This window comes from Nonomuraea polychroma (assembly GCF_004011505.1).
GTDB lineage: Bacteria > Actinomycetota > Actinomycetes > Streptosporangiales > Streptosporangiaceae > Nonomuraea > Nonomuraea polychroma.
Genome location: NZ_SAUN01000001.1, coordinates 5489714 through 5515379, shown reverse-complemented (window position 1 = coordinate 5515379; position 25666 = coordinate 5489714). Strand labels below are relative to the sequence as shown.

Annotated in this window: 29 protein-coding genes; 20 read left to right on the top strand and 9 right to left on the bottom strand. The window is 72.5% G+C overall.

The features are described 5' to 3' along the window. Window positions 1–11: 11 nt before the first annotated feature. Complete coding sequence (locus tag EDD27_RS25195) at window positions 12–1280, bottom strand: acyltransferase family protein (protein WP_127934575.1); 1269 nt, start codon at window positions 1278–1280, stop codon at window positions 12–14. Window positions 1281–1459: 179 nt separating this feature from the next. Between EDD27_RS25195 and EDD27_RS25190 the strand changes: the two genes are divergently transcribed. Next, window positions 1460–2707 (top strand): sensor histidine kinase, encoded by a 1248-nt coding sequence (locus EDD27_RS25190; protein ID WP_127934574.1) that lies wholly within the window; start codon window positions 1460–1462, stop codon window positions 2705–2707. Continuing rightward, window positions 2698–3345 carry a response regulator transcription factor gene (locus EDD27_RS25185; RefSeq protein ID WP_127934573.1) on the top strand — a complete coding sequence of 216 codons (648 nt, stop codon included), beginning with the start codon at window positions 2698–2700 and terminating at the stop codon, window positions 3343–3345. Before EDD27_RS25190 ends, EDD27_RS25185 begins: the two co-directional genes overlap by 10 nt. Window positions 3346–3524: 179 nt before the next feature. Here EDD27_RS25185 and mihF read toward each other — a convergent pair whose 3' ends face one another. The 3 genes from mihF to EDD27_RS25170 form a co-directional block, all read right to left on the bottom strand. Next, on the bottom strand, window positions 3525–3830 hold the full coding sequence (gene mihF, locus EDD27_RS25180) for an integration host factor, actinobacterial type (RefSeq protein WP_127934572.1): 306 nt from the start codon (window positions 3828–3830) through the stop codon (window positions 3525–3527). A gap of 103 nt (window positions 3831–3933) precedes the next feature. Next, window positions 3934–4338, bottom strand: a complete 405-nt coding sequence (locus EDD27_RS25175; protein ID WP_127934571.1) for a GlcG/HbpS family heme-binding protein — start codon at window positions 4336–4338, stop codon at window positions 3934–3936. 107 nt (window positions 4339–4445) lie between these two features. Further along, entirely contained in the window at window positions 4446–5702 is a 1257-nt protein-coding gene (locus EDD27_RS25170; RefSeq protein ID WP_127934570.1) for an ROK family transcriptional regulator, read from the bottom strand. A 23-nt stretch (window positions 5703–5725) separates the two neighbouring features. Between EDD27_RS25170 and EDD27_RS25165 the strand changes: the two genes are divergently transcribed. From EDD27_RS25165 to EDD27_RS25115, 11 genes are all read left to right on the top strand, one after another. Further along, a complete protein-coding gene (locus EDD27_RS25165; RefSeq protein WP_127934569.1) occupies window positions 5726–6952 on the top strand; it encodes an MFS transporter in 1227 nt (408 codons plus the stop codon). Between the two features lie 268 nt (window positions 6953–7220). After that, a complete protein-coding gene (locus EDD27_RS25160) occupies window positions 7221–8240 on the top strand; it encodes a LacI family DNA-binding transcriptional regulator (RefSeq protein ID WP_127934568.1) in 1020 nt (339 codons plus the stop codon). Continuing rightward, window positions 8237–9151, top strand: coding sequence for a carbohydrate ABC transporter permease (locus EDD27_RS25155; protein ID WP_127934567.1), 915 nt, complete (start codon window positions 8237–8239; stop codon window positions 9149–9151). The genes EDD27_RS25160 and EDD27_RS25155 overlap by 4 nt, the downstream gene beginning before the upstream one ends. Next, window positions 9148–9966, top strand: a complete 819-nt coding sequence (locus EDD27_RS25150) for a carbohydrate ABC transporter permease (RefSeq protein ID WP_127934566.1) — start codon at window positions 9148–9150, stop codon at window positions 9964–9966. The genes EDD27_RS25155 and EDD27_RS25150 overlap by 4 nt, the downstream gene beginning before the upstream one ends. Window positions 9967–9975: 9 nt before the next feature. Continuing rightward, window positions 9976–11286 carry an ABC transporter substrate-binding protein gene (locus EDD27_RS25145; protein ID WP_127934565.1) on the top strand — a complete coding sequence of 437 codons (1311 nt, stop codon included), beginning with the start codon at window positions 9976–9978 and terminating at the stop codon, window positions 11284–11286. Beyond that, the gene (locus EDD27_RS25140; protein ID WP_127934564.1) at window positions 11283–12311 is read left to right on the top strand and encodes an ADP-ribosylglycohydrolase family protein; all 1029 of its coding nucleotides are present in this window, start codon (window positions 11283–11285) and stop codon (window positions 12309–12311) included. Before EDD27_RS25145 ends, EDD27_RS25140 begins: the two co-directional genes overlap by 4 nt. Window positions 12312–12317: 6 nt before the next feature. After that, entirely contained in the window at window positions 12318–13283 is a 966-nt protein-coding gene (locus tag EDD27_RS25135) for an ADP-ribosylglycohydrolase family protein (RefSeq protein WP_127934563.1), read from the top strand. Further along, window positions 13280–14419, top strand: a complete 1140-nt coding sequence (locus EDD27_RS25130) for an ADP-ribosylglycohydrolase family protein (protein WP_127934562.1) — start codon at window positions 13280–13282, stop codon at window positions 14417–14419. The genes EDD27_RS25135 and EDD27_RS25130 overlap by 4 nt, the downstream gene beginning before the upstream one ends. Beyond that, window positions 14416–15750 (top strand): ADP-ribosylglycohydrolase family protein, encoded by a 1335-nt coding sequence (locus EDD27_RS25125; protein WP_127934561.1) that lies wholly within the window; start codon window positions 14416–14418, stop codon window positions 15748–15750. The genes EDD27_RS25130 and EDD27_RS25125 overlap by 4 nt, the downstream gene beginning before the upstream one ends. After that, window positions 15747–16631 (top strand): ribokinase, encoded by an 885-nt coding sequence (gene rbsK, locus EDD27_RS25120; protein ID WP_127934560.1) that lies wholly within the window; start codon window positions 15747–15749, stop codon window positions 16629–16631. Before EDD27_RS25125 ends, rbsK begins: the two co-directional genes overlap by 4 nt. 60 nt (window positions 16632–16691) lie before the next feature. Then, window positions 16692–16928 carry a hypothetical protein gene (locus EDD27_RS25115; RefSeq protein WP_127934559.1) on the top strand — a complete coding sequence of 79 codons (237 nt, stop codon included), beginning with the start codon at window positions 16692–16694 and terminating at the stop codon, window positions 16926–16928. A gap of 18 nt (window positions 16929–16946) precedes the next feature. Here EDD27_RS25115 and pyrF read toward each other — a convergent pair whose 3' ends face one another. Then, window positions 16947–17786: an orotidine-5'-phosphate decarboxylase gene (pyrF, locus tag EDD27_RS25110; protein WP_127934558.1), complete on the bottom strand. Its 840-nt coding sequence runs from the start codon at window positions 17784–17786 to the stop codon at window positions 16947–16949. 122 nt (window positions 17787–17908) lie between these two features. Here pyrF and EDD27_RS55770 point away from each other — a divergent pair, with 122 nt between their 5' ends. Continuing rightward, complete coding sequence (locus EDD27_RS55770; protein ID WP_206641635.1) at window positions 17909–18385, top strand: DUF2283 domain-containing protein; 477 nt, start codon at window positions 17909–17911, stop codon at window positions 18383–18385. Window positions 18386–18409: 24 nt separating this feature from the next. On the opposite strand, the gene EDD27_RS25100 is transcribed toward EDD27_RS55770, so the two are convergent. Beyond that, a complete protein-coding gene (locus EDD27_RS25100) occupies window positions 18410–18769 on the bottom strand; it encodes a hypothetical protein (RefSeq protein WP_127934557.1) in 360 nt (119 codons plus the stop codon). 19 nt (window positions 18770–18788) lie between these two features. Here EDD27_RS25100 and EDD27_RS25095 point away from each other — a divergent pair, with 19 nt between their 5' ends. Then, entirely contained in the window at window positions 18789–19583 is a 795-nt protein-coding gene (locus tag EDD27_RS25095; protein WP_127934556.1) for a Cof-type HAD-IIB family hydrolase, read from the top strand. On the opposite strand, the gene EDD27_RS25090 is transcribed toward EDD27_RS25095, so the two are convergent. Then, window positions 19574–19963 carry a winged helix-turn-helix transcriptional regulator gene (locus EDD27_RS25090; RefSeq protein ID WP_127934555.1) on the bottom strand — a complete coding sequence of 130 codons (390 nt, stop codon included), beginning with the start codon at window positions 19961–19963 and terminating at the stop codon, window positions 19574–19576. The genes EDD27_RS25095 and EDD27_RS25090 overlap by 10 nt on opposite strands. An 88-nt stretch (window positions 19964–20051) precedes the next feature. Between EDD27_RS25090 and EDD27_RS25085 the strand changes: the two genes are divergently transcribed. Both EDD27_RS25085 and EDD27_RS25080 read left to right on the top strand, forming a co-directional pair. After that, window positions 20052–20714 carry an NADPH-dependent F420 reductase gene (locus EDD27_RS25085; RefSeq protein WP_127934554.1) on the top strand — a complete coding sequence of 221 codons (663 nt, stop codon included), beginning with the start codon at window positions 20052–20054 and terminating at the stop codon, window positions 20712–20714. 119 nt (window positions 20715–20833) lie between these two features. After that, window positions 20834–21205 carry a hypothetical protein gene (locus EDD27_RS25080; protein ID WP_127934553.1) on the top strand — a complete coding sequence of 124 codons (372 nt, stop codon included), beginning with the start codon at window positions 20834–20836 and terminating at the stop codon, window positions 21203–21205. 246 nt (window positions 21206–21451) lie between these two features. Here the strand turns inward: EDD27_RS25080 and EDD27_RS25075 are convergent, their stop codons facing one another. Beyond that, complete coding sequence (locus EDD27_RS25075) at window positions 21452–22087, bottom strand: TetR/AcrR family transcriptional regulator (RefSeq protein ID WP_127934552.1); 636 nt, start codon at window positions 22085–22087, stop codon at window positions 21452–21454. A 142-nt stretch (window positions 22088–22229) separates the two neighbouring features. Between EDD27_RS25075 and EDD27_RS25070 the strand changes: the two genes are divergently transcribed. The 3 genes from EDD27_RS25070 to EDD27_RS25060 are packed head-to-tail and all read left to right on the top strand — an operon-like array spanning window position 22230 to window position 24934. Beyond that, a complete protein-coding gene (locus EDD27_RS25070) occupies window positions 22230–23423 on the top strand; it encodes an NAD(P)/FAD-dependent oxidoreductase (protein WP_127934551.1) in 1194 nt (397 codons plus the stop codon). Window positions 23424–23481: 58 nt separating this feature from the next. Next, window positions 23482–24693, top strand: a complete 1212-nt coding sequence (locus EDD27_RS25065; protein ID WP_127934550.1) for a cytochrome P450 — start codon at window positions 23482–23484, stop codon at window positions 24691–24693. A 40-nt stretch (window positions 24694–24733) separates the two neighbouring features. After that, window positions 24734–24934, top strand: a complete 201-nt coding sequence (locus EDD27_RS25060) for a ferredoxin (RefSeq protein ID WP_127934549.1) — start codon at window positions 24734–24736, stop codon at window positions 24932–24934. A gap of 20 nt (window positions 24935–24954) precedes the next feature. Here EDD27_RS25060 and EDD27_RS25055 read toward each other — a convergent pair whose 3' ends face one another. Next, complete coding sequence (locus tag EDD27_RS25055; RefSeq protein WP_127934548.1) at window positions 24955–25617, bottom strand: endonuclease V; 663 nt, start codon at window positions 25615–25617, stop codon at window positions 24955–24957. Window positions 25618–25666 lie beyond the last annotated feature (49 nt).

Genomic DNA, 25666 nt, shown 5'->3' with positions numbered 1-25666 from the left:
GAAACGCTGTCTTACCCTCGGGCTCTCGGGGCCGTCATGAGGAGGCCGCCAAGCACGGCCAGCACGGCCAGGAACGGCCCGCCGCCGGGCGCGAACCCGCCGACGGTCAGCGTCAGAACCCCGCCGCCGGCCAGCGCCGACGCCGCGAGCGTGCCGCCCCACCCGCTCGTGCCGTACGGCAGCGCGGGCGGCGTCTCGAACCTGGCGAACACCTTCATCAGCGGCCACATGACCAGGCACAACATCCCGAACCAGAGCGGCAACCCGGCCCACCAGAACGTGCTGCCCGGCGCCGGCGTGTCGATCCCCAGCAACACCACCACCACGCCGGTCACCGCGAACAGGGCCGGCATGTGCCACAGGTACATCGTCATGACGCGCGGTCCCGCCCAGGCCAGCACCCTGCCCTTGGGCAGCCGCACCAGCCACGGCCGCAGCAGCGTGGCGAGCCCGATCTGCCCGGCGCCCACGGCCAGCATGGCCAGCGTGGGCGGCGCCATGTTCGACACTTCGGCTCCCCGCAGCCCGATCATGCTGCCCGGGTACGGCCCGTACGCCACCAGCAGCGCCGCCGCCCCGAACCCGCCCGCGGCCAGCGCCCAGGCATGGCGCAGCCGCCCGTCGGCGTAGAAGAAGCCGAGCTGGTGCACGGCCAGCCACACGAACACGACGTTCAGATAACCCACCGGCTCGAACCCGGCCGAGAACCGCACCACGTCCGTCACGACCGCCCCGGCCGCCAGCGCCGCCGGCACGCGCCAGCCGTGCCGCTCGTGCAGGCGCAGCGCGTACGGCGTGGCCACGACGGCGATCAGGTAGACGGCGAGGAACCACAGCAGCTGGCCGGTCAGCCGCGCCCCCACCTCCAGCGGCTGCTCCGGCACCCCGAACGAGAGCAGCACGTGGGGGAGCGGGATCCACACGGCCGCCAGCGGCAGCAGCGGCCAGGTCAGCCGCCGCAACCGCGCTGCCACCCACCGTGGGGCGTCCGCGGCCGAGCGGCCGAAGTTGATCGCGTTCGCCGCGCCGCCCGCGAAGAACACCAGCGGCATCACCTGGCTGAGCCACGTCACCACCCACACGCCCGGAGTCGCCAGCGCGTTCCCCGTGGTCAGCCGGATCCCGTCATAGGACAACACAGGGATCGTCCAGTGCTGCACCACGATGAGCGCCATGCCCAGCACCCGCAGCAGGTCGATGAACGGATCCCGCGGCGCGCCGGCCGCTTTGACGCGCGGCTCCGCGGCTACGGCGACGGGGCGGTCCAGCAGGACGGTCATGGGAGCCTCGATTCAGGAGAGGGATGGCTCAAGGCTCCCGCCGGAGAGGCCGCGGCACAGTGACGCGAGCTGCCGTATCGCCGTCGGATCACACCACTGGGCGGGGTAGGGCCAGCCCTACCCCCGCACACCGGTGCACCTTCTCGTCACGTCAGAGGCGAAGCCCTACCGTGAAGGTCATGCGCTCCCTGATGAGGCGTGTCCTTCTCGACACCCGCTACACGCTGGTCGGCTTTCCCACGGCCGTCATCGGCTTCGTCCTCATGGTCGCCGGCTTTTCGGCGGGCGTGGGCACCGCGGTCGTGTGGATCGGCGTGCCGCTGCTGGCCGGCACGCTGATGGTGGCCCGCGGCTTCGCGGACGCGGAGCGCGGCTGGTTGTCCGACGTGCTCAAGCGGCCTCCCGTACGGCCGCGCTACAAGCCCGCCCCGCCCGGCGCGGGCCGCTTCCGCCGGCTGATCAACCCGCTGACGAGCGGCCAGTCCTGGCTCGACCTGCTGCACGCCATCCTGAACTTCCCGTTCGCGATCCTGTCGTTCGTGCTCACGATCGTGTTCTGGGCGATCGCCCTGGCCGGGCTGACCTGGCCGCTCTACGGGTTCATCACCATGCGCATCCCCGGCAACACGGAGCTGCCTGAGGTGCTCGGTCTCGGCGACGGCTACCTCGTCAACGCGGTCTTCCACGGGTCCATCGGCCTGGTCTTCACGCTGCTGCTGCCGATCACGGTGCGCGGAGCCGCGCTGATCAGGGCGGGGCTCGGCCGGGCCCTGCTGACCGGCGTGGCCGAGCTGCAGGAGCGCATCGACGACCTGGCCGAGGGCCGCGCCGCCGCCGTGTCCGCCGAGGCCAACGCGCTGCGCAAGCTGGAGCGCGACATCCACGACGGGCCGCAGCAGCGGCTGGTGTCGCTGGCCATGGAGCTGTCCAGGGCGCAGCGGCAGCTCGCCAAGGACCCCGAGGCCGCGCAGGCCACGATCAAGTCGGCGATCACCGCCACCCGCGAGACGCTCGACGAGCTGCGGGCGCTCTCGCGCGGCATCGCCCCGCCCATCCTGTCCGACCGCGGGCTCGCGCCCGCGCTCGCCGCCCTGGCCGGTCGGTGCACCGTACCCGTCGATCTGGACGTGCAGACCGTCGAGCGCTACCAGGCCGCCGTGGAGAACGCCATCTACTTCGTCTGCGCCGAGACCCTCACCAACGTGGCCAAACACAGCCGCGCCACCATCTGCACGGTCCAGCTGCAGCGCATCGGCGACGTGCTCATGCTCACGATCGGGGATGATGGGGTCGGCGGCGCGCACGTCGCCAAGGGACATGGGCTCGCCGGGCTGGCCGACCGGCTCCGCGCCGTCGACGGGGAGCTGACCGTGCAGTCGCCGGACGGCGGGCCGACGTTGATCGTGGCGGAGGTGCCGTGCGGGTAGTCGTGGCCGATGACGCGGTTCTCATCAGGGAGGGCCTGGTCAGGCTCCTGGAGGAGTTCGGCTGCGAGGTGGTCGCGACCGTCGGGGACGGCGAGGGCCTCGTCGCGGCGATCGCCGAACACAGGCCCGACGTGTCGGTGGTCGACGTGCGGATGCCGCCGTCGTTCACCGACGAGGGGCTCAAGGCGGCGGTCGAGGCGCGGCGCAGGGTGCCGGGGGCGCCCGTGCTGATCCTGTCGCAGTACGTCGAGGTCTCCTACGCCGACGACCTGCTCGCCGATGCCCGCGGCGCGGTGGGCTACCTGCTGAAGGACCGGGTCGTGGACGTCGACGAATTCCTGGAGGGCCTGCGGCGGGTGGCCGCGGGCGGGACCGTGTTCGATCCGCAGGTGGTGTCCCAGTTGATGGTCCGCAGGCGCAGGGACGACCCGCTGGCGCAGCTCACTCCGCGCGAGCGCGAGGTCCTCGGGCTGATGGCCGAGGGGAAGTCCAATCCGGCCATCGGGCGGCAGCTCGTGATCAGCGACGGAGCCGTGGAGAAGCACATCAGGAGCATCTTCAACAAGCTCGGCCTCTACGCGGAGGACGGCGACCAGCATCGCCGGGTGCTGGCCGTGCTGGCCTACCTGCGTTCCTGACCCCGGGGTCCTCACGTGGCGTGGTGCGGCGGGGGAGCCGCGCGTGGGGGTGGGGGTCCCTCGGCTCGGCCCGCCGGGGAGAGCGGGGCGGCTCGCTGCTCTCCGGCCCCTCCTTGCCTGTTGCCGAGGGTCGCCGGCCGGTCCGCGCGGCGTTGCGCGCGGACCTGGCCGCCCGGCATTTAGCCGAGCGCTTCGACCAGCTTCTTGCGCTGCTGGGCGCCCAGGCCGCCGAGGCGGCGCTTCTCGTCGACGCCCGCCTCCTCCATCAGCGCGGTGGCCTTGGCCGGACCGACGCCCTTGACGGCACGCAGCGCCTGCGACACCTTGATCTTCTTCGCGATGTCGTCGTCGCGCTCCAGCAGCTGCGAGAACGTCATCTCGCCGGCCTTGACCTTCGCCAGCAGGGCCGTGCGGGCGGCGCGGGCCTCGGCGGCCTTGGCCAGAGCCGCTTGCCGCTGCTCGGGGGTGAGAGTGGGAAGTGCCATCTCTGTTCTCTCCTCGGGGAGTTTACGATCGGGATTCTGTTACCCGTGGTGCAGTGGCTAATCATGGCGGATACCAGCGGTGTGTGTTGCGGAAAGCGCTCGCTCACCGCGTCCGCCACACCATCGCCGCCGCTTCGGCGCACGCCACGTCCTGCGCGACCGTGCCTCCGCTGACCCCTACGCCGCCGACCACGCGTTCTCCCTCACCGTAGTCCGCCCACAGCGGGATGCCACCTCCTACGCCGACAAATCGTTCGCCCGGCAGGCCTGCCAGCTCCCCTCCGCGGGCCATGTGCCTGGCCACGTCGGCGCTGTCCCTGCGCAGGGCCACCGAGGTGTACGCCTTGCCCGGCGCGAGGACCGGTCCCGAGATCTCCGCACCGTCCATACGCTGGAAAGACACCAGATTTCCGCCCTCGTCCACGACGGCGACGGAGATCGACGCGCCCTCCCTGATCGCCTGTCTCATGGCGGCCTCGGTCATGCGGAGCGCGAGCTCGAGATTCACGCGTTCCATCCCTTGGGTCGTGATTCTTTCGCGCATCGGACCCCTCCATGGGAACAGGCCCGCCACGTACCCGGCAAGATCGCTCAGTGACAGGGTGAGCGGTTGTGTTATGGCGGGCTTTCCCCCGGCAACGTGGAATTCATCACATTTCGCCGGTCGGGCGTGTCGCGGGCCTGGTCAGAGTGGTTTGCGCGCCACCGGTCGAGGCCCTCCGGGGTGAGGAACGCGTCGAAGACCGACTCCATGGCGCCCAGCAGCGAGCCGCGCCAGCCCAGTGCCGAGCCCTCGATGCGGGGCGGGTGCTCGCGGCGGATCGCCATCAGGCCCGGCTCGCAGGCCGCCATGAGGATGTCCCCGGCCCGCTCGTACAGCTCGACGCCGTGGCCCGACAGGGTGACCGCCTCGGGGTCGTGGGCGTTGACGAGGGCGGCGATGCCGCGGCCCAGGGCGCGGGCGTTCGCGGCCACCGCCTCCTCGCTCGTCGCCAGCACGTGCTCGGCCTGCTCGCGCCCCCGGCCGCCGCCGGCGGCCAGGCCGACGTGGCGCAGCAGCGCGTTCGCGCCGACGTCCATGCCCCAGCAGCCGATCGCGCCGCACATGCAGGTGCGCTCGCCGCCGGTGAGCGGCATGTGCCCGAACTCGGCGCCGGTGCCGCTCGCGCCGCCCAAGGGCCGGCCGTCCACGACCAGCACGCCGCCCAGGTCGAAGTCCACATGCAGGTGCAGCCCCATCCGCACCCCCCGCAACCGGCCCCGCCGTGCCTCGGCCACGGCGGCGAACGCGGTGTCGTTACCGACGACAACCGGCCCCCCGCCGCCCGCCGCGCCCGCGGCAGGCGGGGCCAGGCCGAGGAGGTGCGGGACGTCGACCGAGCGCCAGCTCAGGTGGGCGATGTCCACCAGGCCGCCGTGGCGGACCGGGCCCGCGAGCGCCACCCCGGCCCCGATCACCCGGTGTCCGAGCCGCTCCCGTTCGGCGGCGATGGCTTCGCCCAGCGAGCCGAGCGCGTCCTCCGGCGTGCCGTCGTGCGGGCGTACGGCCAGGACCGTCGCGCGCCCGCCCAGCTCGCACGCCGCCAGCTCCCAGGCGTCCTCGCGCACGTCCACGGCCAGGGCGAGCGGACCGCGCGGATGCGGCCCGGGCACCAGCGTGGGCCGGCCCCGCCCGTGCTCGGGCGCGGGCTCCTCGTGCAGCAGCGCGTCCTCCACCAGCCCCGCCACCAGCACGGACGCCGTGCCGCGCGCCAGCCGCAGGTCGCGGGTCAGCTGTGACCGGGTGCGGGTGGCGCCGCAGTCGTGCACGGCACGCAGCAGCCTGACCCGGTTGTGCGCGCGGAGTTCGCCACTGGTCGTAGCTCCATTCACGGAACACAGTTTATGCTCTAGCCGTGAACAAAAGCCTCATTGATGCCAGACGCGCCCGTGTCGGAGTGTTCGGGTTCTTCTTCCTTGCCGGTTTCGTGATGGGTCTGTGGGCGGCGGGGTTGCCGTCGCTGAACGACCGGCTCGACCTCGGCCCCGCCCGGCTGGGCAGCGTCCTGCTGCTGATCTCGGGCGGGGCGCTGGTGTCGATGCTGGCGGCCGGGCCGCTGGTGGACCGGTGGTCGAGCCGGCGCGTGTGCTGGATCGCCGGGCCCTTCTCCGGCCTGGTGCTGCTCGGGCCCGCGCTCGCGTCCTCCTACTGGGCCCTGGCGGTGCTCGCGGTCCTGTTCGGGATCGGGCTGGGGGTGACCGAGGTCGGCATGAACGCCCATTCCGTCGAGGTAGAGCGCCGCTACGGGCGGCCGATCATCTCGGCGTTCCATGGGACGTGGAGCCTGGGCGGGGCCGCCGGAGGCGCGCTGACCTCCCTGATCCTGAGGGCCGGACTGGATGCTCAGGTGCTGCTGATCGTGGCCTCGGTGGTGGTGCCGTTCCTGTACGTCCCCGCGGCTCGGCTGCTGCTGCCCGATCCGCCCGAGCACACTTCGTCCGAGACGGAGGGCCGGCGGGCGGGCTCTTCGCTGGGGTGGGGGCTGATCGCGCTGCTCGGGCTGGCCGCCTTCGCCGGGCACCTGAGCGAGGGCGCGGCCATCGACTGGGCGGCGCTGCACGCCCGGTGGGTGCTGGAGACCGATCCGGCCGCGGCGCCGCTGGCGTACACGATCTTCTCCGTGGCCATGACGACCGTGCGGCTGCTGGGCGACCCGATCAGGGCCCGGCTCGGCTCCGTGCTCACCATCCAGCTGGCGGGGCTGTTCGCCACCGTCGGGTACGTGCTCGTGCTGGTCGCGCCGCTGACCGGCGAGGCGCTGCGGGTGGCGTGCGCGTGGACCGGGTGGGCGCTGGCCGGGGTGGGGCTCGCCACCGTGGTTCCGGTGCTGTTCAGCGCCGTGGGGGCGGCCGGCGGCCGGGTCGGGCGCGCCCTGGCCATGGTGACGGCCTTCGGCTACTCGGGGCTGCTGCTGGGGCCCGCCGTGCTGGGGTACGTCGCCGAGGCGTCGTCGCTGCCGGTGGCACTCATCATCCCGGCGGTGCTGGCCGCCGTGGTGACGCTCGCCGGCATGCCCGCCATCCGCTCGCTGCTGCGCGTCTCGGCCCCGGCAGCCCCCATGCCCGAGCCGGTACGCGACTGACGTCCTCCGGCCGCCGCCGTCCGGCACCACCTGACGCCCTCCGGCGCGCGCCGCCGTGCCGGAGGGGAGGGCCGGGCCGGCGGCGGGGTTTTGTGGTGCCGTGGTCTGTTCTTGTGCGCGCATGGCGGGTGGTTTGCCGTGAGGGGCGCTGACCTGGTGTTATGTGATCGTGACTTGACCTGCAAGTTACATCCAGGTTTCATGTGGCCACACCGTAAACGTTTACAGGGCAGGCGTCGTAAACGTTTACACCGATGGAAGGACTACCTTGGCCGACGGACCCACGATCAACACGATCGCCGAGCGTGCCGGAGTCTCGATCGCCTCCGTCTCGCGGGTGCTGAACGGCCTGCCGACCAGGCAGGAGACGGTGCGCAAGGTGATGGCGGCGGCCGATGAGCTCGGCTACGTGCGCAACGCCGTGGCCAGGTCGCTCAAGTCCCGCCGCACCCACCAGGTGGCCTTCGCCATGGCCGACGTGGGCAACCCCGCCTACCTGGCGATGCTGCGCGAGATCCAGCCCGTGCTCAAGGCCGCCGGATACCGGCTCGTGCTGCACTCCACCGACGCCGTCGTCGCCGACGAGATCGACGTGCTGCACAGCCTGGGCGAGCGGTACGTGGACGGGCTGATCATGAGCCCGCTGCGGGTCACCGAGGCCCACCTGGAGATGCTGGCCGCCGCCAGGGCCCCCGTCGTGATCATCGGCTCGGTGCCCGAGGGCACGCGGGTGGACAACGTACGCGCCGACTCGCGCACCGGTGTCCGGCTGGCGATCGACCACCTCTACTCGCTGGGCCGCCGCCGCATCGGCATGATCAACGGCCCGCTCGACACGGTGCCCGGCGCCGCCCGCGGGGCCGCGTACCGGGAGGCGCTCGGCGACCTCGGCCTGCCCTATGACGAGGACCTCGTGCAGATCGGCGACTTCTATCGCGCGGAGGGGGCCCGCGCGGTGGGGGAGCTGCTCGCGCGGGTGCCCGACGTGGACGCGCTGATGTGCGCCAACGACCTGATCGCCCTCGGCGCGCTGGACGTGCTGCGGGCCTCGGGTCGCCGGGTGCCGGACGACGTGGCGGTGGTCGGCATGGACGACACCGACCTGGCCGCGGCCTCCTGGCCGTCGCTGACCAGCGTGTCGCTCGGCTCGGCCGAGCGCGGCAAGGCCGCCGCCGAGCTGCTGCTCGACCGGCTGCAGGGCGGCGACCGCGAGCCCAGGGTGGTCACCGTACCGCCCCGCCTCGTGGTCCGCGCCTCCACGTGCCCAGAGGAAGGGGGAACGGCGTGACGGCGACCGCGACGAGGCCCGCGCCGCCGCGCCGCTCGCACGCGCGGCGGAGGGGCATCTCGCGCAGGACGCGCGAGATGTGGCTGCTCATGCTGCCCGCCCTGGTGCCGGTGCTGCTGTTCAGCGTGGGCCCGCTGCTGTACGGCATCGGCCTGGCCTTCACCGACGCCCGCAACACCCGCAACCACGAGACGAGCTTCGTCGGCCTGGAGAACCTCTGGGAGCTGCTGAGCGCGGCCGACTTCTGGTCATCCTTCCGCATCGGCATGATCTGGGCCGTCTCCGTGACGGCGCTGCAGTTCCTGGCCGCGCTGGGCCTGGCCTTGCTCCTCAACGAGAACCTGCGGTTCAGAGGCGTGGCCCGGGTGCTGGCGGTGGTCCCGTGGGCGATGCCGCCCGTGGTCATCGGCCTGATGTGGCGGCTCGTCTACCACCCCGACGCGGGCATACTCAACAGCCTGCTCGGCACCGAGATCAACTGGCTGGCCGACTTCTCGCTCGCGCTGCCCGCGATCATCGTGGTCGGGATCTGGACCGGCATGCCGCAGACCACCGTCGTCCTGCTGGCCGGCCTGCAGGGCATCCCGAAGGAGCTGTACGAGGCCGGCGAGGTGGACGGCGCGAGCCGCTGGCGGCGGTTCTGGAACATCACGCTGCCGCAGCTGCGCCCGGTGATCGTGGCGATCACGTCGCTCGACTTCGTCTGGAACATCAACCAGTTCGGCCTGGTCTACGTGCTTACGCAGGGCGGCCCCGGCGGCCAGACCCGGCTGCCGATGTTGTTCGCCTACGAGGAGGCGTTCCGTTACCGGTTCGCCGGCTACGCCTCGATGCTGGGCCTCGCCATGGCGATCGTCGTGCTCGCGGTGCTCGGCCTGTATCTGTGGCGCCAGATGAGGGAGGCCCGATGAGACGCGCGTCGCAGTACGCCGCGCTCGCCGCGTACATCGTCTTCCTGGCCTTCCCGCTGGTCTGGCTGCTGTCCACGGCGCTGAAGACGCCGCAGGAGATGGCGCTGGCCGACCCGACGTGGATCCCGCGCGAGCCGACGCTCGCCAACTTCACCGACGCGTTCGGCGAGCAGGACCTCGTGGGCGCGGCCGTGCGCAGCCTCGGCGTGGCGCTGGCCAGCAGCGTCATCACGGTGCTGATCTCGCTGCCCGCCGCCTACGCGATGGCCCGCTACCGCGGTCTCGTCAACAAGGTCGCGATCGGGTGGGTGCTGGTCAGCCAGGTGTTCCCGTTCATCCTGATCATCATCCCGCTCTTCATGATCCTGCGCGATCTGGAGCTCGTGAACACGCTGCCCGGCCTGGCGGTCGTCCACGTGACGTTCACGCTGCCGTTCGCGCTGTGGATGCTGCAGGGGTACGTGCGCGCGGTGCCGGTCGAGCTGGAGGAGGCCGCGGCCGTGGACGGGGCGACCCGGCTGCGCTCGATCGTCAAGGTCGTGGCGCCGCTGCTCGCGCCGGGCGTGGTGGCCACGTTGCTGTTCGCGTTCATCTCGTCCTGGAACGAGTTCATGTTCGCGCTCGTCATCCTGCAGAACCCCGACGTCATGACGCTCCCGCTCACGCTGGTGAGGTTCACCGGCCCCGAGGGGGTGGCCAGGCTCGGCCCGCTGGCGGCGGCGTCGCTCATGGCGACGATCCCGAGCCTGATCTTCTTCGCAATCATCCAGCGGCGCCTGAAGTCCGGCCTCATGGCCGGCGCCGTCAAGGGCTAGGAGGCTCACATGCGAATCACGTCCGCTCTGGCGGCCGCGGCGATCGTCGCGCTCACCGCCGCGTGCGGCAGCGGAGGCGGCGGCGGATCGTCGTCCTCCGCCCCCAACGAGCCAGTCAAGATCAATTTCCTCAGCCTGGCGTGGCAGAAGGAATCCATCGCCGCGAACAAACAGCTCGTGGACGAATGGAACAAGGCCAACCCCAACATCCAGGTCACCTACGTCCAGGGCAGCTGGGACAACGTCAACGACCAGCTGGTCACCCAGTTCGCCGGCGGCACCGCTCCCGACGTCATCCACAACGACTCGCCCGCGTTGTCCGGCTTCGCCACCGACGGCTACCTCCTGGATCTGAAGGACAAGCTGCCCGCCGAGCTGAAGAGCGACATCCCACAGGCCGCCTGGGACACCGTCACCTTCGACGGCGGCAAGGGCGAGCAGGGCGTCTACGGCGTGCCCTTCCTGCAGGAGTCGCAGGTCATCATCGCCAACAAGAAGCTGCTCGAGGCCTCCAAGGTCCGCATCCCCACCGCGGACAACCCCTGGACGTGGGAGGAGTTCTCCGAGGCCGCCAAGACGATGACCAAGGGCGACACGTTCGGCGTGGCCTGGCCGATGAAGTCGCCGGTCAACAAGACCCTCAACCTGGCGCTCAACTTCGGCGGCACGTTCTTCCAGACCGGCGCTGACGGCAAGACCACGGTCAAGGTCGGGCCCGAGGAGCGCGAGGTGCTCCAGCGCATCCACGACCAGCTCTACAAGGACAAGTCGGCCGACCCGGCCGCGCTCGGCCAGGGCACCGCGGACCCGCTGCCGGCCTTCTACAAGGGCAAGTTCGCCCTGCTGCCGGCCGGCGTGTTCCTCCGCCAGCAGGTCGCCGAGCAGGCGCCCGACGGGTTCGAGTGGGTCACGCTGCCCGGCCCCAAGGGCACCTCGGCCCAGCAGGGGGCGGTCTCGCAGACGCTGTCGATCGCGCAGGACAGCAAGCACCCGGACGAGGCCATGAAGTTCATCGCGTTCTTCCTGAACGGCCCCAACCAGGCCAAGCTCGCCAAGGGCGACTGGCTGCTGCCGACCTCCCAGTCGGCCGCCGCGGACCCGGCCATGACGACTCAGGAGAACGGCTGGGACGTGGCCACCGCCTCCGCCAAGAACCTCGTCGTGGCGCCGTTCCTCAAGGTGAACGGGTTCGACGAGTGGAAGAGCAAGGTCGCCACGCCCGTGCTGCAGGAGTTCTACGCCAATAAGATCACCATCGACGAGGCGGCGAAGCGGCTCGTCGATGAAGGGAACAAGGTGCTGGAGCGGTACCAGCGGTGACGCATCGCGACAGGGCCCGGGGGTGTCTGCTCGGCCTGGCGGCCGGCGACGCCCTCGGGGCCCCGGCCGAGAACCTGCCGCCGGCGGAGATCCGGCGGCGGTGGGGGAGGCTCACCGAGATCGAGGGCGGGGGCACGGACGACACCGAGTACGCCATCTTCGCGGCGTCGCTGCTGGTGCGGCACGGACACGGGCTGACGGCCGAGCTGGTGGCGCAGGCGTACCGGACGGAGATCATCCCGCGGGTGGCTGGGCCGATGCGGGGCGCCGGGTTCTCCGAGCTGGGCACCGTCGAAGCGCTTCGACGCGGCCTGGAGCCGCCGTTGACCGGGCTGGTCCATTCGCATGGGTGGTCCGACGGGCTGGCCATGCGGGCCGCGCCGTACGGGATCTTCTGCCCGGGCGATCCCGCGGCGGCGGCTCGGCTCGTCGAGCAGGACGGGCTGGTCAGCGGGTCGTGCGAGGGCATCCTGGGCGGTCGCGCCGTCGCCGGGGCGGTGGCCGCGGCGATGGGCGGGGCGGCGGTGCGGGATGTGGTGCTCGCCGCGCTGTCGGTCATCCCCGCTGACTCGTGGACGGCCAGGAACATCGTGCGAGTGTGCGAGGTGCTCGGCTGGTCGCCGCCCACGGGCGCCGGTGTGGCGCGAGGGCGGTCGGCGGAGTCCGCGACGCCTGCGGCGGCACCGATGGGCGAACTGGAGCTCGTCGAGGCTTTGCACGAGGCCGTCGTCGTCAAGCATTACCCCTGGACGGACATCGCGCCCGAGGCGGTGGCGCTGGCGCTCGCCGCGTTCCAGGCAGGCGACGGCGAGGTCGAGGCGGCCGTGACGTTCGGGGTGAGCCTGGGCAGGGACGCCGACACGATCGGGGCCATCGCCGGGGCGATCGCCGGAGCCCGGCAGGGCGAGGGTGGCGTTCCGGCGCGGTGGACCGCCAGGATCGGGCCTGTGACGGGCAAGTGCCTGCCCGTCGTGGCCGGAAGACACGTGCTGGATGTGGCCGACGAGCTCGCGAAAGGACTGTAGATCACGATGTCGGGGGACAGGATCAGGGGAGCCTTCGCCGGGCTCGCCGTCGGGGACGCCGCGGGCTGGCCCGCCGCCAGGCACCGGGCGGCCCTGCACGCTCCCTGGAGCCGGCGCCTGCACAGGGAGCTCGACGCGTTCGCGGAAGAGCACAAGGTGACCACGCTGCCGGTGCCGTTCGCGCTCAATCAGCCCACGGCGCCGCTGGCCATCGGCCCGTCCGACGACGCCGAATGGCTCGCCTGGACGGTGCTCACGATCGACCGGCCGCGGGCGGAGGCGTTCAGGGAGCTCGCCGGCGCGGCGGTGCGGGCGCGGATCTCGGTGGCCACCGCACTGGACAACCTGGCCAAGGGCGTCGAGCCGCCCGCGTCCGGGCACGACAACCCGCACCATTTCGACGACGCCGCCGCCGTCAGGGCCGTCGCGTTCGGGGTCCTGGGGAGGGACCCCACGCCAGACGCCGAGGTGACGAACGCCGCCGACGGCATCCTCGCCGCCCAGGCCATGGCCGCCGCCGTGCGCGAGGCGGTCGCCTCCGGCGCGATCGGCCCGGCCGTGGAGGCGGCGCTGGCCGTATTGCCACCGGACACCGCCATCGGGCACAACGCCCGCGTCGCGCTGGCCGCCGCGCGGAAGGCGGGCGACGCGTTCGCCGCGGTGCCCGCGCTGGACGCTGCGCTGCTCGACCACGTCTACAGCTACGGGGTCGGCGCCGCCCAGACCGTGCCCGTGGCGCTGGCGCTGGCCGAGGCGGCAGGCGGCGATCTCACCAGAGCCGTGCCGGCGGCGGCGTGCCTGGCCGCGCTGGCCGACTCGGCGCCCGCGTTCGCCGGGGCGCTGACCGGGGCATGCGGTGGGTACGAGGCGATCCCGGAGGGGTGGACCGCCTCGGCCCGTACGCTGGCCGGCTGTTGCCTGCCCGAGCTGGCGGGCAAAGACCTGATCGAACTGACGAAGGGAATCGCATGACGCCGCTTGAGGACAGAGCGACCGGCTGCGTGGCGGGGGCGGCGGTCGGTGACGCGCTGGGCGGCGCCACCGAGGGCTGGACCCCCGAACAGATCGTCGAGCGGTACGGCGGCCGCGTCGAGGGCATCGTCCCGCCGTACAACGAGGACTGGCGCAATGCCCGCCCCATCGCGCCCTACCACAAGGGCGACGGCCACATCACCGACGACACCCTGATGACGCACGCCCTGATCCGCGTGTACGACAAGGCCCGCGGCCACCTCGACGCGTACGCGATGGCCGACCACCTCGTGCCCGAGCTCATGGGCGAGCGCCGCTGGATCCCCGAGCTGGAGAGCGACGCGCTGCCGCTGCAGCGGATCTTCCTGGCGGAGAAGTGGATCGTGGCCAGGCTGCACTACGGGCACGTGGACCCACGCGAGGCCGGTGTCGGAAACATCGTGAACTGCGGCGCCGCCATGTACGTCGCCCCCGTCGGCATCGTCAACGCCGCCGACCCCGACGCCGCCTACGCCGAGGCCATCGACCTGACCGGGGCACACCAGTCCAGCTACGGCCGCGAGGCCGCCGGTGTCATGGCGGCCGCCGTCGCCGAGGCCATGCGGCCGGGCGCCACCGTCGACTCCGTGGTCGCGGCCTGCCTGCGGCTGGCGAAGGACGGCACCCGGGCCGCCATCGAGTCGGTCTGCGAGACCGCGGCCGGGCTCGGGCACTGGGACGGGTCGTTCGAGGCGCTGCGGGCCGCCGTCCGCCCGTACGACACGGTCGCCGACACCTACCGCGACCAGGGGCTGGGGGCACGGCGGCCGAGCCGGTTGCACAGCATCGAGGAGCTGCCGCTGGCACTCGGCTTCCTGGTGATCGCCAAGGGCGACTACCGCGACACCGTGCTCGGCGGCGTCAACTACGGGCGCGACGCCGACTCGATCGCCTCCATGGGCGGGGCCATCGCGGGCGCCCTCGGCGGGCTGAGCGCCGTGCCGGCGGAGTGGGTGGAGCGGGTGGGGGCCGCCAGCCGTACCGACCTGGTGGCTCCCGGGCTCGCGATCGCTGAGGTGGCGCGCCGGGTGCACGCGGACGACCTGGCACGCCGCCGCGCCCACGAGGCCGCCTTCGCCGACCTCGACCGCCGATGATCCGCCTTACCTGGGTCCAGCCCGAGGACCTGATCGGGCACGAGCTCCGCCAGGCCGCCGAGGACGGCCGGGACGTGGCGGACATCGCCGCCCGCTGGCGCGCGGCAGGCGGGCACGACGCCCCGCCCCGGGCCGGCGCCTCGGACCCGGAGGCCGCCCGGCTGCGCGGCTTGGCCCAGGACCTGCTGGACGAACTGGCCGAGATCCCGTCGCCGCTGAACGAGCCGTCCGAACTGCCCGCCATCATCGCCGCCTGCCCAGCCTGGCCCGCCCACCCGTCCGGCCTGCCCGGCACCGCCGGTAGGGCGCGGGTGCTCGGGGCGTGGCTCGGGAGGGCGGCCGGGTGCGTGCTGGGCAAGCCCGTCGAGAAGATCCCGCGCGAAGGCATCAGGCAGATCGCCGAGGCCACGGGCAACTGGCCCATGCGCGGCTGGTTCACGGCCAAGGGCCTGCCGGACGACATCGCCCGCCGCTGGCCCTGGAACCGCCGCAGCGCCGTCAACTCCCTGGCCGAGAACATCGACGGCATCCCCGAGGACGACGACCTCAACTACCCGCTGCTGGCCCTGACCGTCCTGGAGCGCCACGGCCGCGCCTTCACCACCGACGACGTGGCCAAGCTGTGGCTCGACGAGCTCCCGGCCGGCCGTACGTTCACCGCCGAGCGCGTCGCGTACCGCAATCTCCTGGACGGCGTCGAGCCGCCGTACACGGCCTCCCACCGCAACCCGTTCCGCGAGTGGATCGGCGCTCTGATCAGGGCGGACGTCTACGGCTGGGTCAACCCGGGCGATCCGGCCACGGCGGCCGAGTACGCCTGGCGCGACGCCCGTCTCACCCACACCGCGAACGGGATCTACGGGGCGATGTTCGCGGCCGCGATGTGCGCCGCCTCGCTGGTCGCCACGTCGCCGGAGGAGGTCGTGACGGCGGGCCTGTCCGTCGTGCCCGCGGGCTCGCGCCTGCACGAGGCGGTCCGCCTGGCCACCGAGGACGCCGCGGCGGAAAAGGACTTCGAGGTGGTCGTCGACCGCCTGTACGAGCGCCACGGATCGCTCCACTGGGTCCACACGATCAACAATGCCGCCCTTGTCGCGGCCGCCCTGATCCATGGCCGGGGCGACTTCACCGCCACGATCGCCGGCGCGGTCGCCGGCGGCTGGGACACCGACTCGGCGGCCGCCACGGCCGGGTCCATCGCGGGCGCGCTCAACGGCGGCGTGCCGGACCAATGGCGGATGCGCGACAGCCTGGCCAGCAGCCTGACCGGGTTCGACGGGGTGGGCCTCGTGGAGCTGGCCCGGCGTACTCAGGAGATGATGCACCCATGATCTCGGTTTTCGGCAGCGCCAACATGGACCTGGTCGCCTACGTCTCCGAAGCCCCGAAGCGGGGTGAAACGGTGACAGGCCACCGCTTCCGCACCATCCCCGGTGGCAAGGGGGCCAACCAGGCCATCGCCGCCGCCCGGGCGGGTGCGGAGGTGGCGTTCCTCGGAGCGGTCGGCGACGACGGCTTCGGGGCAGAGCTGCGGGCCACGCTGTCGGAGGCCGGGGTGGACGTACGCGGCCTGCGCCAGGTGCCCGGCCCGAGCGGCATCGCGCACATCGTGGTGGACGACGCCGGCGGCAACTCGATCATCGTCGTGCCCGGCGCGAACGGCACCGTCACCGGCCCCTCGGGCGATGACCTGGCCGTGATCGCGCGGTCGGAGGCGCTGCTGCTGCAGCTGGAGCTGCCCATGGCGGCCGTCGTGGCGGCGGCGGAGGCCGGCCGGGTCGCGGGCGTGCCCGTCATCCTCACTCCGGCGCCCGCCCAGCCGCTCCCGGACGAGCTGCTCGACGCGGTCACGCTGATCGTCCCGAACGAGCACGAGGCCGCCGCCATCACCGGCGCCACCGCCCCCGCTGCCGCCCTGGACGCGCTGCTCGAACGTGTCGAGGAGGCCGTGATCACGCTGGGCTCCGAGGGCGCCTTGTACGGATCCCGGTCGGGGGAGCGGCTGCGGGTTCCGGCGGTCGAGGTGAAGGCGGTGGACACGACGGCGGCCGGGGACACGTTCGTGGGCGCGCTGGCCGTGGCCAGGGCCGAACGGCTGCCCGTCGCGGACGCCCTCCGCTTCGCCTCCGCGGCGGCGGCGCTGTCGGTGCAGCGGGAGGGCGCCAGCACGTCGATGCCCACCCGCTGGGAGATCGAGGACTCCCTCCCCTGACGGCCCTCGCCCGGCCCGGCAAGCAGGTTCGCGGGATTTCGGGCGGGGCAGGGGGCGGTGATGAACGAGAACCCCGAAGAACTGCCGGAAGCCGTGGGCGGAGTGGAGGGGGAGAGCGACGTCGTCGCGGAGCGGTCCGGCGCCGAAACGCCGAAGGCCCGCCGTCCCATCCCGGCCGAACCGCCCGAGCTGAGGGACGAGCCCGAGGGGGCCGAGGAGGACGCGAAGAAGGCCGAGGAGGAGGCGCGGACGGGCGCCGAGGAGGTCACCCGCCCCGACGCCGGCCCCACCGGCTGACACACCTCCGCTCGCGGGTCAGGAACGCGAGGAGCGGCGGGGCCCGGTGAGGTCGCCGGACAGGTAGGCGGTGCACTCGTCCCGGTAGTAGAGCGTACGGGTGCGCAGCCGCTTGGGATCGGCGAGCACCGACCGGGACACGGAGGGCAGGACGGCGTGGCGTACCGGCCCGAACAGCCGCGCCACGTCGGCGGGCGTGGCCCCCTGTGCGCCCAGCCCGGGAGCGAGGATGGGCCCGTTGAGGTCGGTCAGCGAGTGCTCCAGCTCGGGCAGCGTGGCGCCCATGACCACCCCGACGGGCCCGAACGGCGTGCGTCCCGCGTTGGCCGCGGCGGCCCCGGCCAGCACCTGGCCGGCCACGAGCTGCTGCAGCCCGGCCGCCTCCGGGTTGGAGGTGCGGGCCAGCACGAACACGCCCGCGTCGTTGGCCACGGCCGAGGTGATGGCCCCTTCCAGCGACCCGAACCCCAGGTACGGGCTCAACGTGATCGCGTCGACGGCCAGCGGGCTGCCCCGGTCCAGGTACGCCTCGGCGTAGGCCGCCATCGTGCTGTCGATGTCGCCGCGCTTGACGTCCAGCAGCACCAGCGTCCCCGCCTCGCGCAGGTCGGCGATGGTGCGTTCCAGGACGGCGATGCCGCGGCTGCCCCACCGCTCGAAGAACGCCGACTGCGGCTTGACCACGGCGGCCACGTCGGCCACGGTCTCGACGACCGTGCGGCTGAAGCGTTCGAGACCGGACGGCGAGTCGTCCAGCCCCCAGGCGTCGAGCAGCGCCGGGCTCGGATCGATGCCCACACACAGCGGTCCGCACTCGTCGAGCCTAGCTCTCAGGCGCGTCCCGAACGAATCGTTCATACCGGGCCCCTTCACGTGTTCCTTGCGGCGACCCTATGGGACCGGCCGCCGGAGTGAACAGGAGAGAGACCGTTCCCGTTGGTCAGTCTTCCAGGAGTGGCCTCTGGGGTAGATCACCAGACATGTACGAGATCGCCCGTCGGGTGCTGTCGCTGCGTAGCGAACCGCCGCGTGACGTGGTCGTCACCGTCGGCGTGCCGTATGAGGAGCCGACCGGGGAGTGGTCGTGCCCCTACCGGATCGACGGGCTCGCCGGATGGGAACATGAGAGGAAAGTCACAGCGCTCGATTCGCTGGGGGCGGTCGAGCTGGCGCTGGCGATGACGCGGGCCGCGGTCGCGGGCTCGCACGAGGCCAAGGAAGGGTTGCTGAGCTGGGAGGACGTCACCTCGGGCGGGCAGGCACGGACGGTGTACGTCACGTGGGACAAGGAACGCGACATCGCCTACATCGCGATGAAGCACGAAATAGTCCCAGGTGAGGCGGTACGTCAGGTCGTGGCGGAGGACGTCGTCCTCGACTACGAGGACTCCGGGCGGCTCCTCGGCCTGGAGCTCATGAACGCCGCCACCCGGCTCCCGTCCGAGATGCGCTTGTGACCTCCGCGCTCTTGGGCGGCCGGATCACCGGGACGTCAGCCACCGCCAGCGCGGCAGCTCCAGCACCACCGTGACCACGGCCAGCACGGACACCAGCGCGGCGGCGACCGCGTGCCACGCGGACCACGCCGCCGCCACCGCGGCCACCAGCTGCAGGACGACCAGGCCGATCGTCACATGACCCGGCACGGCGACGATCACGCTCCGCTTGTCGCCCGGGGTGGAGAAGACCGTCGGAAGCCCGATCAGCACCACGACCGACACCACGGCCAGCGGTACCGAATGAGGGGCGAGGGCCCAGGGGGTCGCGACCCAGGCGACCAGCTCGGTGGCGAACCGGAACGCGGACGCGACACGACCCTCCGGGCGGATGGGGGAGGACACTCCCGTACCTTACCTTTCCATGATCTTCCCCCGCATCGTCGCCACGGACCTCGACGGCACGCTTCTCGCCTCCGATCGCACCGTGTCACCGCGTACCAGGAGAGCGCTCCAGACGGCCCGCGCGGCCGGCGCCGAGATCGTCTTCGTCACCGCGAGAGCGCCGCGCGGCGTGCGTGCGGTCGCCGAGCAGGCCGGCGTCACGGGCACCGCCATCTGCAGCAACGGCGCGATCGTCTACGACCTGGGAACGGATGAGATCACCGGCAGCCTGCCGCTCGACCCGGCCTCCGCCAGGAAGGCCGCCCAGGCGCTCGCCGAGGCCCTGCCGGGGGTGGGACTGGCGGCCGAGACCGGCCGGGCGGTCCTGACCGAGGCCGCCTACACCAGGAGGATCGCCGACGACCTGGCGTATTACCGCCAGGTGCGCTCGGTCTTCGACGAGGAGCAGCCCATCGTCAAGCTGCTCGCCCTGTCGCCGGCGCACACGGCGGACGAGATGGCCGCGGCCGTGACGGCAGTGCTCGCGGGGCTCGCCGAGGTCACGCACTCCGGCGAGCACGGGCTCCTGGAGATCAGCGCCCCGGGGGTGACGAAGGCCGCCACGCTCGACCGGCTCTGCAAGGAGCGCGGCGTCGATCCGAGCGAGGTCGTGGCGTTCGGGGACATGCCGAACGACCTGGCCGTGCTCGCGTACGCGGGCGCCGGCTACGCGATGGCCAACGCCCACCCGGCGGTGCTGGCCGCCATCGAGCGGCGCACGCTGTCCAACGATGAGGACGGCGTGGCCGTGGTGCTGGAGCGGCTCTACGGCTGACCTGCGGCGTGGTCGCTGCCTCTGGTCGCCGGTGGTCCAGGGGCGGTGTCCCATCGATCTTGGGCGGCCAGCACCTCGTCGGCGTGCGTGAAGGCCCATTCACCGAACGTCTCGATCGGGCCGAGGAGGGTGCGGCCCAGGTCGGTGAGCTCGTACTCGACTCGCGGCGGGGCCTCGGCGTACGTACGGCGCGCCACCAGGCCGTTGAACTCCAGGCGGCGCAGCGTCTCGGTGAGAACCTTGGTGCTGATGCCGCCGATCTCCTCGCGCAGCCGCCCCGGCCGCCGGGGGCCGTGCCGCAGGGCCCAGAGGACGACGGCGCTCCAGGTGTTGCCGATCAGGTCGAAGGCGAGTCTGGCCTGGCAGTCGGCGAGGAACAACGAGAGCCTCCGTTAGGCACCGAATGGTGTGTGACGAGCTTTCTACTGTCCTCCTATCAGATAAGCCCTTCACAGGAGGAGGACGGGCATGCGTATCGGGATTCTGGGCGCGGGCGGCATGGCGGACGCGCTGGGCACACAGTGGGCCAGGGCCGGGCACGAGGTGATGATCAGCGGCAGGGACCTGGGCAGGAGTGCCGTGCAGGCCGAGAAGATGAGTGTCTCCCTGCGGGGGACGCCGGTCCGCGCGGGGAGCTGGGCGGAGGCGGCCGGGTTCGGGGAGGTCGTGGTGGTGGCCGTCAGGGAGGCGGGGCTCGTCGGCGTGCTGGAGGCGTGTGGTGCTGCGCTGCGCGGCAAGCCCCTGGTCGACGTCACCAATGCAGCCGACCTGGCCGCGTATGATCCGGGACGCCCGCTCGCGGGCCTGATCCGCGATCTCACCGGCGGTCACGTCGTGAAGGCGTTCAACCTGTGCCATGTGGACGTGTGGCGGATGACGCCGCCCGTGTTCGACGGGCGGCCGCTCGCCGTGCCGTTGTGCGGCGACGATCCGGCGGCGCTGGCGGCCGTACGCACGCTGGTCGCCGATCTCGGCTGCACGCCGGTGGACGGCGGAGGGCTCGACCGGGCGAGGTTGCTGGAGGCGACGGCGGCGTTCGTGATCGGCCTGTGGTTCGGGGGCGCCGACGCCCAGGCGATCCTGCCCCCGCTGCCCTCCTCCGGCGCCCACCTCCCAGCCGAGCCCCGCTGACGCTCGCGCGGCCCGCGTACGCCCTGAGGCGTAGCGGTGATGACGACGGATGGCGGATGCCCGGCGCGCCTCACGGCAAGATCCTGGAGGCCTTCCTACGAGGTCGAAGGAGTGTCCACGTGGTTACACAGGTCGCCAAGGCAAGCGGGTACCTGACCGCGTTCAAGATCGCCGCCACGCTCAGCACGCTGGCCGTGCTCGTCCAGGCCGTCACGGCCGGCCAGCTCATGAGCGGAGGAGGCGCCGGCATGCATGGGATGGGGGCGCTGGCCGTGCACCTGCTGGGTCTGGCGCAGCTCGTCGCGGCCGTGCTGCTGTGGCGGCCTGGGCGCGGCGCCGCCTGGCCCGCCCTGGTCAGCCTGGCGGTGCTGCTGCTCGGCTTCGTCCAGTCCATGCTCGGCGGCTCGGGCGCGATGGCCGCGCACGTGCCGCTCGCCATGGGGCTCTTCGGGCTGAGCGTGTGGCTGCTCGTGTGGGCGTGGCGCCGCTGAACCCATGGGCCGGCCGGCCAGGTGGCGCCCAGATCCGGCTGAGCCCGGTGGCGCCCTTATCCGGCCGGCCCGCGGTAGCGGTGATATCCCGCGGGCCGGCGGTGGCGGCCAGAGCCCGGAGGGCCAGCGGTGGTATCGCGCAGGGCGGCGGTGGCCGCGAGATCGCGCAGGGCGGCGGTGGCCGCCGGATCGTCGGGCGTGGCGGTGGGCGCCGAGATCTCGGGGAAGCGTGGTGGACCGGCGGGCTCAGAGGGCCGTGCCGGCGTCGACGTGGTAGAGCCCTGTGAAAAGTGGCCAGGTCAGGGCGGCCATTTCCGCAGGGGAGCGGGGGCAGCCGCGCTGCAGCCAGTCGGCGGCCACGCCGGTGATCGCCCCGGCGGTGAACGCGGCACGGACGTCGTGCGGGCTGTCCAACGGCGAGGAGGCCCGCCGCGGGAGAGCGCCGTCGGCGTCCCGATGCGTGTGGTCGTAGACGGTCGCGGTGATGCGGCGGCGGATGTGGTCGGAGACGCGTGCGCTCCCCTGCGGCCCCAGCAGGGCCCGGTAGAGCCCGGCGTGCTCGGCGAGGCTGGCGAAGAACGCCTCCAGTGACTCCGCCGCGTCCTGTTCCCGGTCCGCCGAGTCCACGTCGGGGACGGGCAAGGAGTCGATCAAGCCGTCGATCATCGCGGTGCAGGCCGCCTCGGCCAGCTCGTGGACGTCCCGGTAGTGGTCGTAGAAGGTTGAGCGGCTGACTCCGGCCCGCTCGGCGACGTCGGCGACGCTGATCCGGGACAGGTCCTGCTCCTCGACGAGCTCGATCAGTCCGCGTGCCAGGGCCGCATGGGTGCGGCGCACGCGCCGGTCGCCCGCTGAGGGGGTGGTGTTTCTGGTCGTGGCCACGTCACCAGCTTACCAACAAACGACATATGCAGGTTTTCCTACATCTGTCGGGTAATGTGGTGTCACGGGACGACCGAAAGGAACCACGACACATGCGGAAACCTGCCGTCCGGGCCGCCGCCCTGCACCGGGGCGACGCCCCGTGAGCACGCCCGCGAGCGTCCTGATCGTCGGGGCGTCGGCCGCCGGCCTGAGCACGGCGGAGGCGCTGCGGCGGCACGGCTACCAGGGCCGGCTGACGCTGCTGGACGCCGAACGTCACCAGCCCTACGACCGGCCACCGTTGTCGAAGCAGATCCTGGCCGGCGCCTGGGAGCCGTCCCGCGCCCGGCTCCGCGCCGACGCGCAGCTGGAGGCCTTGCGGGCCGAGTTCGTGCTGGGCGAGCCCGCCGTCGCCCTGGATGCGGCGGCGCGTGCCGTCACCACCGCCTCCGGCCGCGTGCTGCGTGGTGACGCCGCGGTCATCGCGACCGGCATGACGCCCTGCCGGCTCCCCGGCCAGGACGGGCTGGCGGGCGTGCACGTGCTCCGCGGCCTGGACGACGCGCTCGCCCTGCGCGAGGACCTGACCGCCGCCGAACGGCTCGTGGTCGTGGGGGAAGGGGTGCTGGGGGCGGAGACCGCCGCCACAGCCCGCACCATGGGCCTGGACGTCACCCTCGCCGGAATGGGGCACACCCTGCTGGGTGACCAGCTCGGCGACGTGGTCGGCACGATGCTCATCCGGACGCACACCGAGCGCGGCGTACGGTTGCGGCTCGGCTCCGTGGTGGAAGGGCTGACCGGCGCCGGCGGACGGGTCACGGGGGTGCGGCTGGCCACCGGCGAGCTCCTCCCCGCCGATGCGGTCGTGGTGGCCATCGGCTCCCGCCCGGCCACCGGCTGGCTGGCGGACAGCGGCCTCACCGTGACCGACGGGGTCGACTGCGACTCACGCTGCCGCGCCGCCGAGGGCGTCTACGCCGTCGGCGACGTGGCCTCCTGGGAGCACGAGGGCCTCGGCAGGCGGCTGCGCCTGGAAAACCGCACCAACGCCACCGAGCAGGCCCAGGTGGTCGCGGCCAACATCCTCGGCGCCGACCGGCCCTACACGCCGATCCCCTACTTCTGGACCGACCAGTACGACGTCAAGATCCAGGCCCACGGCCTCCCGTCGGCGGCGGCCGAGGTGGACATCGCCGAGGGCGACCCGGCGCAGCACCGCTTCACCGCCCGCTACATCGAGGGCGGCCAGGTCACCGGCGTGCTCGGCTGGAACATGGCCAAGCAGGCCCGCCTCCTGCGGCAACAGGTTCTCGGCCGCCGGCAGCCTGCTCAGCCCTTCGCACCCGCGTGACGGCGAACAGCCGGCTGTGCACGGGCGACCAACCCATCCGTTCATGAGGAGATGTCGAATGAGTCTCGACGAGCAGGTCTTGAACTACCCGATCCCCGCCGACGCGGCGCTGGAGCCGCCCGCGGAATGGGCCGAGTTGCGCGGCAAGTGCCCGGTGGCCCACGTCCAGCTGCCCAGCGGCGACCAGGCGACGTTGCTGACCCGCTACGACGACGTCAAGCGGGTGCTGGCCGACCCCCGCTTCACCCGCCAGCTCAACGCCCCGGACGCGGCCCGCATATCGGCGGAAGGGGACGGGGTGTTCAACAGCGACATGGCGATGATCATCCCTGACGGCGGCGAGGAACACCAGCATTGGCGGCGCCTGGTCGGCAAGTGGTTCACCGCCAAGCGGATGGCCGCCCTGCGTCCCTCGATGGCCCAGATCGCCGAGGAGCTCATCGACGACATGGTCGAGCGCGGCGCGCCCGGCGACCTCAAGGCGAGCCTGGGCTTCCCGCTGCCGGTGTACGTCATCTGCGACATGCTCGGCGTGCCGGCCGCGGACCGGGACCGGTTCTCGTACTGGTCCGACACGTTCCTCAACCTCACCCGCTACAGCAAGGACGAGATCGACGCTGCCCAGGCCGAGTTCTTCCAGTACATGTCCGGCCACGTCGCCGCCAAGCGGGAGCAGCCGGGCGAGGACATCCTCAGCGAGCTGATCGCGGTCGGCGGCCCGGAGGACGGCGGGCTGACCGACATGCAGATCCTGGTCACCGGCATGGCGCTGCTGGTGGCCGGGCACGAGACCACCGCCAACATGATCGGCAAGATGGTGAGCATGCTGCTGGCCGATCGCTCCCGGTGGGAAGCGCTGCTGGCCGACCCGAAGCTGATCCGCACCGCGGTGGAGGAGGCGCTGCGCTTCGACGCCAACTCCGGCTTCGGCCTGCCGCGTTACCTGCGTGACGAGACCGAGGTCAGCGGCACGGTCCTGCCCCGCGGCACCACCGTGGTGTGCAGCATGGCCGCGGCCAACCGGGACGAGAGCGTCTTCGACGGCGCCGCCGAGATGGACCTGAGCCGCAGCCCGAACCCGCATCTGGCCTTCGGCTCCGGCGCCCACTCCTGCCTGGGCCAGGCGCTGGCTCGCACCGAGTTGCAGGTCGTGCTCGAGGTGCTGCTGCGCAAGCTGCCCACCCTGGACCTGGCCGTGCCCGTGGAGGAGCTGGAACGCGTGGAGGGGCTGGCCGTCGGCGGTCTGCGCACGGTCCCGGTTCGCTGGTGACCCGCACGGCGGTACCCGACCCACAGAGAGGAGATTCCGCATGAAAGTCACCGTGGACGAAGTCAAGTGTTGCGGCGCCGGCCAGTGTGTGCTGCTCGCGCCAGAGGTGTTCGACCAGCGCGAGGACGACGGCATCGTCATCCTGCTCGAGCCCGAGCCGTCCGCCGACCAGCACGCCCTGGTCCGTGAGGCCGCCGCGGTCTGCCCGGCCGCCGCCATCGAGCTCAGCGAAGAGGCGTGAGCTGAGGGCCGATCCAGGCGTCAGCCCGGGTGCCTGGCCAGGTGGTCGGCGCGCCGGACCGGCTCGGGGAGGCGGTAGCGCGGGGCGAGGCGGAGGACCTGGTCCGTGGCCGTGTCCAGGGTGATGCGGTGCCCCTGGGAGACGTACACCGGCTTGACGCCGCGCTGCGTGCGCAGCGCCCGCCCGACCGTGGCACCGTCGTGCGTGATCGGTGTCCACGCTCCGCGCTCCGCCCCCGGCGGCTCGTGCCGGCCGACGAACGGCGTCTTGCCCACGCCCAGCGCCGGCAGCCCCGTCAGCACGCCGACGTGGCAGGCCAGGCCGAACCCGCGCGGGTGCGCGAGCCCGTACCCGTCGCAGACCAGCAGGTCCGGCGTCACCGTGAGCTGCTCGAGCGCCTCGACCAGCGCGGGCAGCTCGCGGAAGGCGAACAGTCCGGGCACGTACGGGAACGCCGCCTTCCCATGGGCGACCACCTGCTCCACCACGGCGAGGGTGGCGGCGTCCATGACGACCACCGCGGCCGTCAGGTCGTCGCCCGGGCCGTGATAGTGCACGTCCAGGCCCGCCACCAAGGCGAAGGTGTCCGGCCCGGTGAGCTCGACGTGCCCGCGGAGCCGGTCCTGAATGGCCTCCGCCTCGGCGACCGTGGAGGGCCAGGGGTGAAGCTGCTCGACCTGCACCCGCCCTACCGTAGTGCCCTGATCGCGATGGCATCGCTGCTGTTCGCCC